This is a genomic window from Pseudoflavonifractor capillosus (genome assembly GCF_016902575.1).
GTDB classification, from domain to species: Bacteria; Bacillota; Clostridia; order Oscillospirales; family Oscillospiraceae; genus Enterenecus; species Enterenecus capillosus_A.
Map to the genome: position 1 here is coordinate 17,445 of NZ_JACSNZ010000009.1, position 14,153 is coordinate 31,597.

General features: G+C 58.9%; 14 protein-coding genes and 1 tRNA gene. 9 read left to right on the forward strand and 6 right to left on the reverse strand.

Going from position 1 to position 14,153, the window contains the following annotated elements; genetic code table 11:
• Positions 1-31: 31 nt before the first annotated feature.
• The 5 genes from H9X86_RS04945 to H9X86_RS04965 all read right to left on the reverse strand — a co-directional run bounded on the left by H9X86_RS04945 (position 32) and on the right by H9X86_RS04965 (position 3,555).
• Complete coding sequence (locus tag H9X86_RS04945; RefSeq protein WP_204900465.1) at positions 32-715, reverse strand: response regulator transcription factor; 684 nt, start codon at positions 713-715, stop codon at positions 32-34.
• 101 nt (positions 716-816) lie between these two features.
• A complete protein-coding gene (locus tag H9X86_RS04950) occupies positions 817-1,986 on the reverse strand; it encodes a cation diffusion facilitator family transporter (protein WP_204900466.1) in 1,170 nt (389 codons plus the stop codon).
• 175 nt (positions 1,987-2,161) lie between these two features.
• Complete coding sequence (locus H9X86_RS04955; protein WP_204900467.1) at positions 2,162-2,749, reverse strand: NADH peroxidase; 588 nt, start codon at positions 2,747-2,749, stop codon at positions 2,162-2,164.
• On the reverse strand, positions 2,746-3,156 hold the full coding sequence (locus H9X86_RS04960) for a Fur family transcriptional regulator (RefSeq protein WP_204900468.1): 411 nt from the start codon (positions 3,154-3,156) through the stop codon (positions 2,746-2,748). Before H9X86_RS04960 ends, H9X86_RS04955 begins: the two co-directional genes overlap by 4 nt.
• Positions 3,157-3,478: 322 nt before the next feature.
• A tRNA-Arg gene (locus H9X86_RS04965) sits at positions 3,479-3,555 on the reverse strand.
• Between the two features lie 195 nt (positions 3,556-3,750).
• On the opposite strand from H9X86_RS04965, the gene H9X86_RS04970 reads away from it, so the two are divergent.
• The 9 genes from H9X86_RS04970 to pgsA all read left to right on the forward strand — a co-directional run bounded on the left by H9X86_RS04970 (position 3,751) and on the right by pgsA (position 12,964).
• Positions 3,751-5,121, forward strand: coding sequence for a hypothetical protein (locus H9X86_RS04970; RefSeq protein WP_204900469.1), 1,371 nt, complete (start codon positions 3,751-3,753; stop codon positions 5,119-5,121).
• Positions 5,122-5,135: 14 nt separating this feature from the next.
• Complete coding sequence (locus tag H9X86_RS04975; RefSeq protein ID WP_204900470.1) at positions 5,136-5,825, forward strand: response regulator transcription factor; 690 nt, start codon at positions 5,136-5,138, stop codon at positions 5,823-5,825.
• A gap of 30 nt (positions 5,826-5,855) precedes the next feature.
• Complete coding sequence (locus H9X86_RS04980; protein WP_204900471.1) at positions 5,856-7,319, forward strand: sensor histidine kinase; 1,464 nt, start codon at positions 5,856-5,858, stop codon at positions 7,317-7,319.
• Positions 7,320-7,445: 126 nt separating this feature from the next.
• Positions 7,446-8,426: a DUF1385 domain-containing protein gene (locus H9X86_RS04985; RefSeq protein WP_204900472.1), complete on the forward strand. Its 981-nt coding sequence runs from the start codon at positions 7,446-7,448 to the stop codon at positions 8,424-8,426.
• A gap of 18 nt (positions 8,427-8,444) precedes the next feature.
• Positions 8,445-9,338 (forward strand): peptide chain release factor N(5)-glutamine methyltransferase, encoded by an 894-nt coding sequence (gene prmC / locus H9X86_RS04990; protein ID WP_204900473.1) that lies wholly within the window; start codon positions 8,445-8,447, stop codon positions 9,336-9,338.
• Between the two features lie 3 nt (positions 9,339-9,341).
• Positions 9,342-10,442, forward strand: a complete 1,101-nt coding sequence (gene recA / locus H9X86_RS04995) for a recombinase RecA (protein WP_204900474.1) — start codon at positions 9,342-9,344, stop codon at positions 10,440-10,442.
• The gene (locus tag H9X86_RS05000; protein WP_204900475.1) at positions 10,439-11,098 is read left to right on the forward strand and encodes a regulatory protein RecX; all 660 of its coding nucleotides are present in this window, start codon (positions 10,439-10,441) and stop codon (positions 11,096-11,098) included. The genes recA and H9X86_RS05000 overlap by 4 nt, the downstream gene beginning before the upstream one ends.
• Before the next feature lie 13 nt (positions 11,099-11,111).
• Positions 11,112-12,437, forward strand: coding sequence for a 30S ribosomal protein S12 methylthiotransferase RimO (rimO, locus tag H9X86_RS05005; protein WP_204900476.1), 1,326 nt, complete (start codon positions 11,112-11,114; stop codon positions 12,435-12,437).
• Between the two features lie 5 nt (positions 12,438-12,442).
• Positions 12,443-12,964: a CDP-diacylglycerol--glycerol-3-phosphate 3-phosphatidyltransferase gene (pgsA, locus tag H9X86_RS05010; protein ID WP_204900477.1), complete on the forward strand. Its 522-nt coding sequence runs from the start codon at positions 12,443-12,445 to the stop codon at positions 12,962-12,964.
• 134 nt (positions 12,965-13,098) lie between these two features.
• On the opposite strand, the gene H9X86_RS05015 is transcribed toward pgsA, so the two are convergent.
• Positions 13,099-14,136, reverse strand: a complete 1,038-nt coding sequence (locus H9X86_RS05015) for an aldose epimerase family protein (RefSeq protein ID WP_204900478.1) — start codon at positions 14,134-14,136, stop codon at positions 13,099-13,101.
• Between the last annotated feature and the right edge of the window lie 17 nt (positions 14,137-14,153).

A 14,153-nucleotide genomic window follows, 5' to 3' on the forward strand; every position in this document is an offset into this window, starting at 1 on the left:
GGACACCTCCTGGTCTGTGGTGTAGAAGCGGTTAGCTGTTGGATTCGAATTTATAACCCACACCCCAAACCGTCTTTAGGCTCCACTTGTCGCTGACTCCCTCCAGCTTCTCACGCAGACGCTTGATGTGCACATCCACCGTGCGGCTGTCGCCGAAGTAGTCAAAGCCCCACACCTCGTCCAGCAGTTGGTTGCGGGTGAATACCCGGTTGGGGGCGGAGGCCAGGTGGTAGAGGAGCTCCAGCTCTTTGGGGGGAGTGTCCACCCGCTTGCCATCTACCAGCAGCTCGTAGGAGTCCAGATTGATGACCAGCTTGTCAAAGCTCAGTCGCTTTTCCGTCTGTTCCTCCTCGCCATACCGGCGCAGCACGGCGTGGACCCGGGCCAAGACCTCTTTCATCTCAAAGGGCTTGGTGATATAGTCGTCTGCGCCCAGCTCCAGGCCGTTGACCTTGTCCTCCAGCTCGCCCTTGGCGGTGAGCATGATGATGGGTACCTTGGAGCTTTCCCGGATCTTGCGGCAGATGGACCAGCCGTCCATGCCGGGGAGCATGATGTCCAGCATCACCAGGTCGGGCTGGAACTGGTGAAACTTCTCCAAGCCCTCCAGGCCGTCGTTGGACACCTGGCAGTCCATAGACTCCTTTTCCAGATACAGACGCATGAGGTCTGCGATATTTTTGTCGTCTTCTACGATGAGCACTTTACGGGGCATAGCCAACACCCTTTCTTTGATATCGAGGGGGTTCCTCGTGAAATTTTGTGATAGCTGTATTATAACTCATTTTATGGGGAATTGGATAAGAATTTGTAAATTTACCCCACGTAAGAACGATCCACGTGAATGACGGGGTTGTAAGAGGGGTCTTCGTTATGCAGGGCCTGGGCCAGAGACTCCTTGACCTGCTGGGGCGGGAGGGACACATCGTAGGGGATCACCAGGTCAAAAATCAGATTGGTGTACAAGGGTCCGGCGGTGATGCGGAAGTCGTGGATGGACAGATTGGGATGAATGTCCTTGGCCAGCTGGGCGGTGAGTGCTCTCAGCTGTTCCACCTGAGGATTTCCAATCTGCACCGGATCCATGTGGATGACTGCCTCGATCTGGAACCGCTCTCCCAGCTCGCGCTCGATGTGGTCGATGATGTCGTGGACTTCCATCACATCCGCCTGGGCGGACACCTCGGCATGGACGCTCATCATCCGGCGTCCGGGGCCGTAGTCGTGGATGATGAGATCATGAATGCCCACCACCCGCTGGTGCTCCAAAATAAGGGCCTGGATCTGATTTACCATCTCCGGGTCAGGGGCAGTGCCCAGCAGGGGGTCAATGGTGTCCTTAGCGGAAGACCAGCCGGCCTTGAGAATGAACACTGCCACCAGAAGGCCCAGCCACCCGTCCAGCTGCAAGCTGGTCACATGGGTGATACCCAGGCCCAGCAGCACGGTGGAAGTGGCCAGAGCGTCGGAGCGGGAGTCCGTGGCGATGGCCCGCAGAGTCTCGGACTGGATGCGATTGCCCAGAGCGCTGTTGAACCAGCCCATCCACAGCTTTACCAGAATGGAGACTACCAAGATGATACCGCTCAGTGCGGTGAGTTGGGTGACCTGGGGGTGTAAAATCTTTTCCAGGGAGCTTTTGCCCAGCTCCACCCCCACCAACAGGATGAGCAGGGACACCAGCAGGCCGGAGAGGTACTCCATGCGCCCGTGGCCAAAGGGGTGGTCGGCATCCGGTTTTTGTCCAGCCAGGCGGAACCCCACCAGGGTCACCACCGAGGAGGCGGCATCTGAGAGGTTGTTAAAGGCGTCTGCGGTGACGGAAATGGCACCTGTGAGCAGTCCAGCCGCCAATTTTCCGGCAAAAAGCAGCAGATTCAGGGCAATGCCCACACTACCGGCAAAGACTCCGTACTGTCGGCGCACCACAGGATCTTTGGTCTGGGTATGGTTGGGAATGAAACGATGAAGGATGATATCCAACAAGGGAACTACCTCCTATGCGAATAATTAACACCCTATTATACACAATAGCGAGGAATAAGGCAACGCAAACTCCCACCCCCGGCACTGGGGGCAAAAAACTCCCCTGAACTTCAATTTGACGAGGCCCGTCACGACAGCAAAACCCCCGAGCCGAAGCCCGGGGGTTTAGGAAATCTTACTTGAAGTAACGCTCCAGCAGACCCTTCAGAGCCTTGCCGTGGCGGGCCTCGTCGCGAGCCATCTCGTGGACGGTGTCGTGGATGGCGTCCAGGCCGTTCTTCTTGGCGCAGATGGCCAGATCCATCTTGCCCTGGGTGGCGCCGAACTCGCAGTCCACACGCCAAGCCAGGTTGGCCTTGGTGGAGTTCTTCATGTTGGGCTCCAGCTCCTCGCCCAGCAGCTCGGCGAACTTAGCGGCGTGCTCAGCCTCCTCATAGGCGGCCTTCTCCCAGTACAGACCCACCTCGGGGTAGCCCTCACGGTGAGCAATACGGGCCATGCACAGATACATACCAACCTCGGAGCACTCGCCGGTGAAGTTGGCCATGAGCTGCTCACGGATGTAAGCCTTATCCTCGTCGCTGATGTCGGGGTTGTTCTTCACGGTCTTGGCGTAGATGCCGTACTCGTGCTCGGCAGCCAGCTTCAGCTCGCCGGTCTGCTCAATGAACTTGGAGCCGGGGACGTGGCAGACGGGGCACTCGGCGGGAGCGGTCTCTCCCTCGTGAATGTAACCGCAGACAGGGCAAATCCATTTCTTCATGATGTAATCTCCTTCGTTAATTTAGATTTTTTGCAGGCCTGACACAGGCCTTTGACGTGAACCTCATAGCTTTCTGCTTCGAACCCAAACTGTTTGCTGCATTCCTCCACATACCCCTGGGTGGGAGGGCTGGGAGGCAGGTCGATGACCGACCCGCAGCAGGTACACACAAAGTGTGCGTGGGGACTCACATCCCCGTCATACCGCTCTTGCCCGTTGACCGTACCCACCCGCTTGATGAGCCCGTGCTCACACAGCTGGTTGAGGTTGCGGTACACCGTGCCCAGACTCAGGTCAGGGTACACGGGCCGGAGCTGCTGAAAGACCCAGTCTGCCGAGGGGTGGCAGTCGGTGCTTCGCAGCAGGTCCAGCATGGCGTCACGCTTCACACTGCGTCTGCAAATCATCGCTGTCACCTCACTAACAGGAACTGTTCTTGATAAGAGAATACCACAGGGGGTGGTGTTTGTAAAGAGGAAAATTGAGATTTCTTGAAAAATTTTTGAAAGCCATAGTAGGGGAGATAACACCTATGTGATACATTATAATAAGAGAAGAGGGAAAGCAAAAAGCCAGGGTAGACCTTACGATCTATCCTAGCTTTGTATCGTATCGATGTCAGTAGGACATGGGGCCCCACAGGGTGGGGCGGCTTTGCTGCCCCGAGCATTGAAATGAGCCTGTGGCGTACCAAAATAAAAGCACCTGCAAAAGCAGGTGCTTTTATTTTGGTACGCCCGAAGGGACTCGAACCCCCAACATTCAGAACCGGAATCTGACGCTCTATCCAATTGAACTACGGGCGCATCTTGAATGCTAAAGTAGTATAGCAGATAATTCCGCCTTTGTAAAGGAGAAAATAAAAAATAACTGGAAGAGGGTGAAATAGGCATAGGCAAGGGGAGGGGATTGTGGTATCATACTATAATGGTAAGAGATAGACTCCCTTCCAACGGCTGAGCAGGGGGAGGGATGTTCGGAAAAGAAATGAGGTTGAAACGGTGAAGAGACGAGTATTTCGCGGTGTGGGTCTGTGTGCCCTGCTGCTTTTGCTGTCGTTGAGCTTGTGTGGATGTATGTTTGAGCAGGCGGAGGGGCTGTATGCCCTGCCCATTTTGCCTGAGGAATATGCGCAGTTACAGAGTACCATCCAGAACGTCATGGATCAGCAGGGGGCGGAATATGCCACCATCAGTTCGGGCAGCAACACCTCCACGGTACAGCTGCTTGATCTCAATGACGACGGACAGCAGGAAATGGCGGCGGTGTTCCTCCGGGTGACCTCGGCAGAGGAGAAACCTTTGCGGGTGTGCCTGTTCCGCAAGGGTGCAGACAACAATTATCGCCTGACCTATGTGGTGGAAGGGGATGGAACTTCCATTAACTCGGTCTCTTATGAGGATGTCACCGGGGATGGGACGCTGGATCTGGTTGTCTCCTGGCAGATGAGCAGCAAGGTACATATTCTCTCTGCCTATGCGCTGCTGGATGCCGGAGTGAGTGAGCTGATGAGCACGACCTATAATGAGAGCTACTTGGTAACAGACTTGGACAAGGATGGCACCAAGGAGATCGTGGTCTGCCACCAGGACAGCACCGGAGAGGGGGTAAACCTGGCCGAGCTGTATGACTATAACGGCGGTGTGATGACCATGGCTTCCTCCACCCGCCTGTCCAGTGGGATCTACGGGATCTATTCCATGGTGGACGGGAAGCTGTCCAACGGGGCTCCGGCGGTGTTTGCATCCTCGCTGTTTTCAGGCGGAGTGCTCACTGACGTGATGACCATAAAAAATGGAAAGCTGCACAACGTCACCTTGAATGCCGAGGCGGGATACAGCCAGGCAACGACTCGGGTGGATACCGGTGTTGCCCTGTCTGACATCAACAAGGATGGGGTGCTGGAGATTCCCATCACCAGGATGCTGCCCAGCCTTAAAGAGGAAGAAGAAGCGGGTGAGTCGGTGGTGTACTGGTGTCAAGTGGACCAGGGCGGCACCCTTGCGGTGAGCTGTGTGACCTACCATTGCCAATCGGATGGATGGTACCTGGTGCTGCCGGACAACTGGCCGGAAAATATCACCGTGGCCCGTGACGATACCCTCAGCCATCGGGGGGAGCGGTCTGTGGTATTCTACTATTATCCTGGCGATGAAGACACCGAGCCGGAGCCGTTTTTGACCATCTACCGCCTGACTGGAAGCAACCGTCAGGCCAGAGCCATGCTGCCAGGCCGAGTGATCTTGTACAGTGACAGTACAACGATATACGCCGCCTCTTTGCAGGAGGACGTATGGGACTGCAAGCTGGAGACCAAGGATCTTGCGCCCCGGTTCTTCCTCATTACAACGGAATGGGCCAGCGAGTCATAAAGGAGTGAGTGAGCATGAGAAAAGTTTTGGTTTTGGAGGATGAATCCAACATTCGCAGTTTTGTGGTCATCAACCTCAAGCGTGCGGGGTATGAGACCATTGAGGCGGGCACCGGCGAGGAGGCACTGGAACAGATTGCCCGCAACCCGGACATTCGGGTTGCCCTGCTGGACATTATGCTGCCCGGGGAGATGGACGGCTTTGAGGTGTGCCGCCGCATCCGGGCGGGAAACGCCCAGATCGGCATCATTATGCTCACTGCCCGAACCCAGGAAATGGACAAGGTCACGGGCCTGATGACCGGGGCAGACGACTATGTGACCAAGCCCTTTTCCCCCGCTGAGCTTACCGCCCGGGTGGACGCTCTGTATCGCCGCACAGGAGGGGAGCCAGCCCGGGAATCTGACGAGATCCACCAGCCGCCCTTCCTGCTCAACACCCGCAACCGCACCTTGGAGAAAAATGGACAGCGGGTGAAGCTGACCCAGGTGGAATATTCCATTGTCAAGCTGTTCATGGACAACCCGGGCAAGGCCCTGGCCCGGGAGGAGATCCTGGATGCCGTATGGGGCAAGGACTACATCGGAGAGCTGAAAATTGTGGACGTCAATATCCGTCGCCTGCGTATCAAGCTGGAGGATGACCCCCAAAGTCCCACCTATATCAATACTGTGTGGGGGTTTGGCTACAAGTGGGGCTGTTAATGGGCGATGGAATCATGGAGAGGATATAAGATGATATGGAAGAACATCCCTTTTGTGAAGCGCAAGCATGAGGGACAGGAAGATAAAAAAACAGTGCGCCGGGGCGTACTGCGCCGCCGCTGGCTGGTAAACACCCTGGTGACCACCTTTGCCATTGTGGCCATTGCGGTGTCCGCCTTTTCTCTGTCCATCTATAATTACTATTTGGCCACCATTTTGGCCACCCTGGAGAGCAAGGCCCAGACGGCGGCAGGAATGTTTCAGAATTACACCGAGACCACCTATCTCTACGCTGCCCGGCAATTCATCAACCAGTTTGAGGAGAAGACCACCATTGAGGTGCAGTTTCTCACCCCTGATGGGGAGGTGCTCATGACATCGCTTATGGACATTTCCGGCGCTACCCCCCAGGGCCAGGATATTCCCGATGCCATCAAGACCCAGGAGCTGTCCACTTGGCGAGGGGAGGATACCTCCACGAGAGACTATGTGATGGCCGCCTCCGCCCCCATTGTGTACAACGGCTCGGTGGTGGGTGTGGTGCGCTTGGTCACCTCTCTGCGGCTGCTTCAGGCACAGATGCTGAAAGTGGTGGGTGTGAGTGTGCTGGTGGGTATGGTCATCATTGCCCTCATGGTGTTCTACGCCTCCTATTTCATCCGCATGATTTTGGAGCCTGTGACCCGAGTCACGGAGACCGCCAAGCGCATTGCCGCTGGCAGCTACGGGGTGCAGATGGAGGTGCGTGGAGACGACGAGATGGGCCAGCTGGTGGATGCCATCAACGACATGTCCCTCAAGATCGACCAGGCGGAGAAGACGCAATCTGAGTTTATCTCCTCGGTGTCTCACGAGCTGCGTACCCCTCTCACCGCCATCAACGGCTGGGCAGAGACCCTGTATAACGGCGAGGTGCGGGACGCTGAGGACGTGAAGAAGGGCATGGGTATCATTGTCTCCGAGGCCCGACGCCTGACCAACATGGTGGAGGAACTGCTGGAGTTTTCCCGCATCGAGACAGGGCGGTTCAACCTGTCCGTGGAGCCCATCGACATCAAGGCAGAACTGGAAGATGCCGTGTATACCTACCGGGAATTTTTCCGCCGCAAGGGTCTGGAGCTGGAATACATCGAGTGTGAAGAGGAGTTCCCCCCCATCAGCGGCGACCCGGAACGGCTGCGCCAGGTATTCTGCAACCTGCTGGACAATGCAGACAAGCACGGCGGCTCCGGCGGCAAGGTGGACGTGTCCATCCACCCCGAGGGCAACGTGGTGGCCATCCGGGTGCGGGACTACGGCCCCGGTGTGCCTGAAGAGGAGCTGCCCTATGTGAAGTACAAGTTCTACAAGGGCTCGTCCAAGGCCAGAGGCTCCGGCATCGGCCTTGCGGTGTGCGAGGAGATCGTTACCTGTCATGGAGGTACCCTGGAGATTGAAAACGCCATAGGCGGCGGGTGCGTAGTCACCCTGCGTCTACCCATGACCGTGGAATAATGAAACAAATGTACGAAAAGCCCTTGTCAATTTTCCCGGCATCTGCTAAGATGTTCTGTGAAGTGACAACGGGGAGATATATGATGAGAACATGCCGGTATTCCCCGGCATAAAGGAGTTTGTCCCATGGAAAAGCACGAAAGAGCCGCCGGCGCAACGCCGTATAAGACCACCTGCGGCGGCCAGGCCCTCATTGAGGGGATCATGATGCAGGGCCCGGAGAAGCGGGCCGTGGTGGTGCGCAAACCCAGCGGCGAGCTGGATATCACCACCAGCAAGAACAAGGCCAGGGGCGCATGGGCCCGCCTGCCTTTGGTGCGGGGGGTATTTGTCTTCGGCTCAGCCATGGTGCACGGGGTGAAGGCGCTGATGTACTCCGCTGAGGTGTCTGAGGAGGGGCTGGAGTCCCAGGAGACCCAGGAGCCCAGTCGGCTGGAGACCTGGCTGGAGTCCCATTTTCCCCAGGAGAAGGCCAGCTCTATTTTTGTGACGTTGGCGGCGGTGTTGGGCATGGCCTTCTCCGTGGCCCTGTTCATCCTGTTGCCCACCGCCATCACGGGACTCATTCGCCTGGTGTGGCCCCAGATGCCCCTGTGGGTGCAGGCTGTGCTGGAGGGTGTGCTGAAGGTGGCCATTTTTATGTGTTATCTGTGGCTGTGCTCCCGCACCAAGGAGATGCGTCGGGTGTTTTCCTACCATGGGGCAGAGCACAAGGCTATTTTCTGCTATGAGAACGGCCTGGAGCTGACGGTGGAAAATGTGAAAAAGCAGCCCCGGCACCATCCCCGCTGTGGCACCAGCTTTCTTTTCGTGGTGATTGTGGTGTCCATTTTCCTGTCCATTGTGATTTTCACGCCGCTGGAAATCACCAATACCCTGCTGCGTATGGCCCTGCATCTGGTGCTGCTGCCCATCATCGTGGGGGTGACCTATGAGTTCAACCGCTATGTGGGCGGACATGACAACGCCCTGTGCCGGGCCCTGCGGGCGCCGGGGATGTGGATGCAGAACTTCACCACCTTCGAGCCGGACGAGAGCATGATCGAGGTGGCGATCACGGCGTTGAACCTGGTGCTGCCTGAGAACAAAGGGGCAGATGCCTGGTGATGGGAAGGGAGAGACGTTGTGCAGACCTATAATGAGATCTACTTGGATGTGCGCCGCACCCTCAAGGAGTCCGGGGTAGAGCAGGCCCAGCTGGAGGCCATGGAGCTGATGTGTGCGGCTCTGGGTAAGCGCCGGGAAGAGGTGCTGCGGGATCTGTCCCTGTATGCCGGGGAGCACATGACAGACCAGGTGTATGAGCTGCTCCGGCGTCGGCTGGCAGGGGAGCCCATTGCCTATATTGTGGGGGAGTGGGACTTTTACGGCCTCACCCTCACGGTCACGCCACAGGTGCTGATTCCCCGCCCGGACACGGAACTGCTGGTGGAGCGGGGCATCCTGGCTGTACGAGACATTCCCAAGGCCAGGGTGCTGGATTTGTGTACCGGCAGCGGCTGTGTGGGGCTTGCCCTGGCCTACAACTGCCCCAACACCCAGGTGGTGCTGGCTGACTGGTCAGGGGATGCTCTAAAGGTGGCCCAGCAAAATGTGCTGCGCTGCCAACTCGCCGACCAGGTGCAGCTGGTGCAGGCCAATGCCCTGGAGGACCCAGCCCGGGAGCTGGGTGACTTTGACCTGATTTTGTGTAATCCTCCCTACATCCCCCGCCAGGTGGTGGAGGAGGAGTTGGACGTTTCTGTGCGAGACTACGAGCCACATATGGCCCTGGACGGCGGCGAGGACGGCCTGGATTTCTATCGGGCCATCACCCTGCACTGGAAGTGGGCCCTGCGGCCCGGCGGCAAGCTGATTTTTGAGATCGGCTATGACCAGGCCCCCGCTGTGGAGACGCTGATGGTGGAGCGTGGTTTTGAGCAAGTACGTAGTTTTCGAGACCCCGGTGGCCACTGGAGAGTGGTGGAGGGAGTCTTAGAACCCATACAGCCGGAAGATCCGGCAGGAAAGGAAGAATGACACATGGCAGATAAGAAGAAGCCCCTGGATCCCGTGGGGCCTGCTGCGGATAAGAAGAAGGCGCTGGACACCGCCATTGCCCAGATCGAGCGGGACTTTGGCAAGGGTTCCATCATGCGCCTGGGTGAGAACAGCGGAGTGGTGGTGGAGGCCATCCCCACCGGCTCTCTGTCTCTGGACATTGCCCTGGGCATCGGCGGCGTGCCCAAGGGACGTATCATTGAGATTTATGGCCCTGAGTCCTCGGGTAAGACCACCCTGGCCCTCCATGTGGTGGCAGAGGCTCAGAAGCGGGGCGGTGAGGTGGCCTTTATCGATGCTGAGCACGCCCTGGACCCCACCTATGCCCGTGCCCTGGGTGTGGACATCGACTCCATGCTCATCTCCCAGCCGGACACCGGCGAGCAGGGCCTGGAGATCTGCGAGGCCCTGGTACGCTCCGGCGCCATTGACGTGGTGGTGGTGGACTCTGTGGCCGCCCTTACCCCCCGGGCAGAAATTGAGGGCGACATGGGCGACTCCCATGTGGGTCTGCTGGCCCGCCTCATGAGCCAGGCCCTGCGCAAGCTGGCTGGCTCCATTGCCAAGACCAACTGCGTGGTCATCTTCATCAACCAGCTGCGTGAGAAGGTGGGCGTGGTGTATGGCAACCCCGAGGTCACCACTGGTGGCCGTGCCTTGAAGTTCTACGCCTCTGTGCGTATGGAAGTGCGCCGGGTGGAGGCTCTGAAAAACGGCACCGAGGTGGTGGGTAACCGCACCCGTGTGAAGATCGTGAAGAATAAGGTGTCTCCCCCCTTCCGGGAGGCAGAATTTGAGATCATGTACGGCGAGGGCATTTCCAAGCTGGGTGAGCTGGTGGATCTGGGTGTGAAGCTGGATCTCATCCAGAAGTCCGGCTCCTGGTTCTCCATGGGGGAGACTCGTCTGGGCCAGGGCAAGGATGCGGTGAAGAAGTACCTCACCGACAACCCCGAAATTGCCCAGGAGATCGAAGACCAGATCCGGGCCAATTCCTTCAAGCTCATGAGCCGCCAGTCCCAGATCGCCGCCCGGGCCGCTGGACGGGCTGTGGATGTGTCCGCTGACGACTTTGAAGGATGAAACTGACCAAGCTGGAGCCATCGTCCCGGGTAGCGGGGCGGTGGCTGGTGTGGCTGGAGGACGGCACCCTGCTGCGTGTGGGGGAGGCGGACGTGGTGTCCTTCTCCCTGTATGCGGGGATGGAGCTGGGTGAGGAGCAGCTGGACGGGCTGCGGCTTGCCCAGGAGCAGGCCAAGCTGAAGAATAAGGCGCTGAACCTGCTCTCCGCCCGACCCATGTCCCAGCGAGAGCTGGAGCGCAAGCTCTCCGCCAAGCCCCCCAGAAAGGGAGAAGCCCAGGAAGAAGGGGAGGAGCAGCGGGAGCAGCGCCGGGAGCTGGCCCAGCAGGTGGCCCAGCGCATGGCCCAGGTGGGGCTGGTCAACGACCGGGAGTACGCCTCCACCGTGGTGCGCCACTATGGCCGCAAGGGCTACGGACCGGCGAAGATCCGGGATGAGCTGTACCGCCGTGGCGTCCCCCGGGAGTTCTGGGACGATGCCATGGAGGAATTGGACCAGGATGACCAGCAGCTGCGGGCCCTGGTAGACAAAAAACTCCGGGGGGCAGCGCCCACCCGGGAGGAACTGAAAAAAGTGTCCGCCTATCTGGCACGCCGTGGCTTTGGCTGGGAGCAGATCTCCCGGGTGCTGCGGGACGTGGAGCAGGAGGCGGAGTGAAAGGATGGATCAAATGAGTTATACCGTGGCATTCCAGTCCCTGGGCTGCTCCAAAAACCTGGTGAATACCGAGCAGATGATGGCTCTGTGCCGGGCTGCGGGTTACAACGTCACCGGGGAACCCCGGGGTGCGGACGTGGCGGTGCTCAACACCTGCGGGTTCATTGAGGCGGCCAAGAGCGAGGCCATTGACTGCATTTTGGAGCTGGCCCAGCTGAAAAAAGAGGGACAGCTGAAAAAGCTGCTGGTCACTGGCTGTCTGTCCCAACGCTATGCCCAGGACATCCGTACCGAGCTGCCCGAGGTAGACGGGCTGCTGGGCACCGGCAGCTATACCGACGTGGTCTCCGCCGTAGAGGAACTGATGGCGGGGGAGGAGGCCCAGCACTTTGGGGACATTCACCGCACCTACGAGGACGGGGAGCGAGTGGTCACCACACCCCCCTATACGGCATTTTTGAAGATTGCGGAGGGGTGCAGCAACGGCTGTGCCTTCTGCATCATCCCCAAGCTGCGGGGCCGCTACCGCAGCCGCTCCATGGAGCACATTCTGGAGGAGGCTCAAAAGCTGGCGGACAACGGGGTGCAGGAGCTCATTGTCATTGCCCAGGACATCACCCGATACGGGCAGGATCTGGAGCAGCCCACCACCCTGGCGGCTCTGCTCACAGAGCTTTGTAAGCTGCCCTTCCACTGGATTCGTCTCCACTACCTCTATCCCGAGGCGGTGACCGATGAACTCATTGAGGTCATCGCCCGTGAGCGGAAGATCGTCAAATACCTGGATATTCCCATCCAGCACGCCAACGACGGCATTTTGAAGGCCATGCGCCGCCGCAGCACCAAGGCGGAGATCGAGACCCTGTTTGCCAAGTTGCGAAAGGCCATGCCCAAGGTGGTCATCCGCACTTCCCTTATCTGCGGCCTGCCCGGCGAGGGGGAGGCGGAGTTTGAGGAGCTGTGTGAGTTCCTCAAGGAACAGAAGATCCAGCGGGCGGGTGTGTTCCAGTTCTCCCCCGAGGAGGGCACTCTGGCTGCCGCCATGGACAACCAAGTGGACGGCGAGGTGGCCGCCCGCCGGGTGGAGCTGGTGGTGGATCTCCAGTCCCGCATCATGGACGAGTACAACCAGGAGCGGCTGGGCACCTGCATGGAGGTTTTGTGTGAGGGCTTTGACGGGGCGGAGGGCTGCTTTGTGGGCCGCACCTATGCCGACTCGGTGGACATCGATGGCCGGGTGCTGTTTACCGCCGCCGGAGACATCAAAGCGGGAGAATTTGTGTGGGTTCGCATCACCGGCACCGCCGATGGGGATCTCACCGGAGAAATTGAGGAGTGAGTGAAATGCAATGGAATACCGCCAATAAGCTGACCATGCTGCGGGTGATTTTGATCCCTGTGTATCTGGTGCTCTGGTATCTGGACATGGAGACCAGTGCCTATTGGGCGCTGGGGGTGTTTGTACTGGCCAGCGTCACCGACTTTTTAGACGGCTATGTGGCCCGGCACTACAACCAGGTGACCACCTTCGGCAAGTTCATGGACCCCCTGGCCGATAAGATCCTGGTCATCACCGCCATGATCTGGTTTGTCTCCACCGGACTGCTCCCTGTGTGGGCTCTGGTGATCGTGGTGGCCCGGGAGTTTGCCGTTTCCGGTCTGCGCCTCATCGCCGTGGACAACGGCCGGGTCATCGCCGCCGCCTGGTCTGGCAAGGTGAAGACCTTTTCCACCATGGTGTGCCTGTGCCTGATGCACCTGCCCATCCCTGAGGTGCTGGTGCAGGTGTGCGTGTGGGTCATCGTGCTCACCACCGTGTACTCCGGCATTGAGTACTTCTGGAAGAATAAAGACGTGATGAAATAAACAAAAAGGCCTGTTGCGTGAAGCAACAGGCCTTTTGAATTGTTTGGTGGTATTGCTGTGCCCAAAGCCTTCCCCCGTGTAAAGGGGGTCGTCGCCGTGGGCGGGATTGTCCCTGGCCAGGCGTCACCACCCGCTTACACGAACTTGTAGATGGTCTCCTCCTGGTACACCTCTCCGGGCCGCAGCACCGCAGAGGGGAAGTTCTCGTGATGGGGAGCGTCGGGGAAGTTCTGGGTCTCCAGGGCGAAGCCACAGCGGTTGGCATAGGCTGCACCCCCCTTGCCGGCGGGGCAGCCGTCCAGGAAGTTTCCGGTGTAGAACTGCATCCCGGGGGTTGTGGTATGTACCTCCATGGTAATCCCGGTGGCGGGGGAGTGGGCGGTGGCCACGCACCGCAGCTGTCCGGGCTGGCCGTCCAGCACCCAGTTGTGGTCGTAGCCTGCGGCCTGGGTCAGCTGGACAAAGTCGTCGTCCCAGTGCTTGCCCATGGCCACGGGGGTGCGCAGATCCATGGGAGTGCCCTCCACGGTGGCGATCTCTCCGGTGGGGATGGAGGTGGCATCGGTGGGGGTGTAGCTCTGGGCGGCAATGGAGATGGTCTGCTCTCCCACCACGCCGCTGTTGTGGCCGGAGAGGTTGAAGTAGCAGTGGTTGGTGAGGTTGCACAGGGTGTCAGCATCGGTGGTGGCCCGGTAGGCGATGGACAGCCCTTCCTGGGTCAGGGTGTAGGTGACGGTGACGGTGAGGGTGCCGGGGTAGTTCTCCTGGCCGTCAGGGCTCACCAGAGAGAGCACCGCCTGGTTGTCGGTGAGGGACTCCACCGTCCAAATCTGTTTGTCAAAGCCCACCTTACCGCCGTGGAGGTGGTTGGGGCCGTTGTTGACAAAGAGGGGGTACTCCACCCCGTTGAGGGTGAATTTTGCCCCGCCAATGCGGTTGCCATAGCGGCCAATGATAGCGCCGATGTAACAGGTCTGGGTCTGATAGTCCTCCAGGGTGTCAAAGCCCAGAGCCACATCCACGGGGTTGCCATCCCGGTCGGGGACAATGAGGGTGCGAATGGCCCCACCGTAGGTGAGAATGGAGCAGCTGAGCGCCCCGCAGCGGAGGGTGAGTTCTTCCACCAGTGTGCCGTCGGGCATGGTGGCAAAGGGGGTGCGGTTGGCAGACATGGGCAAAACCTCCTGAG

What these genes read in the sequence shown, in the direction of transcription:
- pgsA (WP_204900477.1), top strand. Translation starts at nt 12,443, where the DNA reads ATGCAATGGAATACCGCCAATAAGCTGACCATGCTGCGGGTGATTTTG.
- H9X86_RS04985 (WP_204900472.1), top strand. Translation starts at nt 7,446, where the DNA reads ATGGAAAAGCACGAAAGAGCCGCCGGCGCAACGCCGTATAAGACCACC.
- H9X86_RS05000 (WP_204900475.1), top strand. Translation starts at nt 10,439, where the DNA reads ATGAAACTGACCAAGCTGGAGCCATCGTCCCGGGTAGCGGGGCGGTGG.
- recA (WP_204900474.1), top strand. Translation starts at nt 9,342, where the DNA reads ATGGCAGATAAGAAGAAGCCCCTGGATCCCGTGGGGCCTGCTGCGGAT.
- rimO (WP_204900476.1), top strand. Translation starts at nt 11,112, where the DNA reads ATGAGTTATACCGTGGCATTCCAGTCCCTGGGCTGCTCCAAAAACCTG.
- H9X86_RS04980 (WP_204900471.1), top strand. Translation starts at nt 5,856, where the DNA reads ATGATATGGAAGAACATCCCTTTTGTGAAGCGCAAGCATGAGGGACAG.
- H9X86_RS04975 (WP_204900470.1), top strand. Translation starts at nt 5,136, where the DNA reads ATGAGAAAAGTTTTGGTTTTGGAGGATGAATCCAACATTCGCAGTTTT.
- H9X86_RS04955 (WP_204900467.1), bottom strand. Translation starts at nt 2,749, where the DNA reads ATGAAGAAATGGATTTGCCCTGTCTGCGGTTACATTCACGAGGGAGAG.
- H9X86_RS04960 (WP_204900468.1), bottom strand. Translation starts at nt 3,156, where the DNA reads ATGATTTGCAGACGCAGTGTGAAGCGTGACGCCATGCTGGACCTGCTG.
- H9X86_RS05015 (WP_204900478.1), bottom strand. Translation starts at nt 14,136, where the DNA reads ATGTCTGCCAACCGCACCCCCTTTGCCACCATGCCCGACGGCACACTG.
- H9X86_RS04945 (WP_204900465.1), bottom strand. Translation starts at nt 715, where the DNA reads ATGCCCCGTAAAGTGCTCATCGTAGAAGACGACAAAAATATCGCAGAC.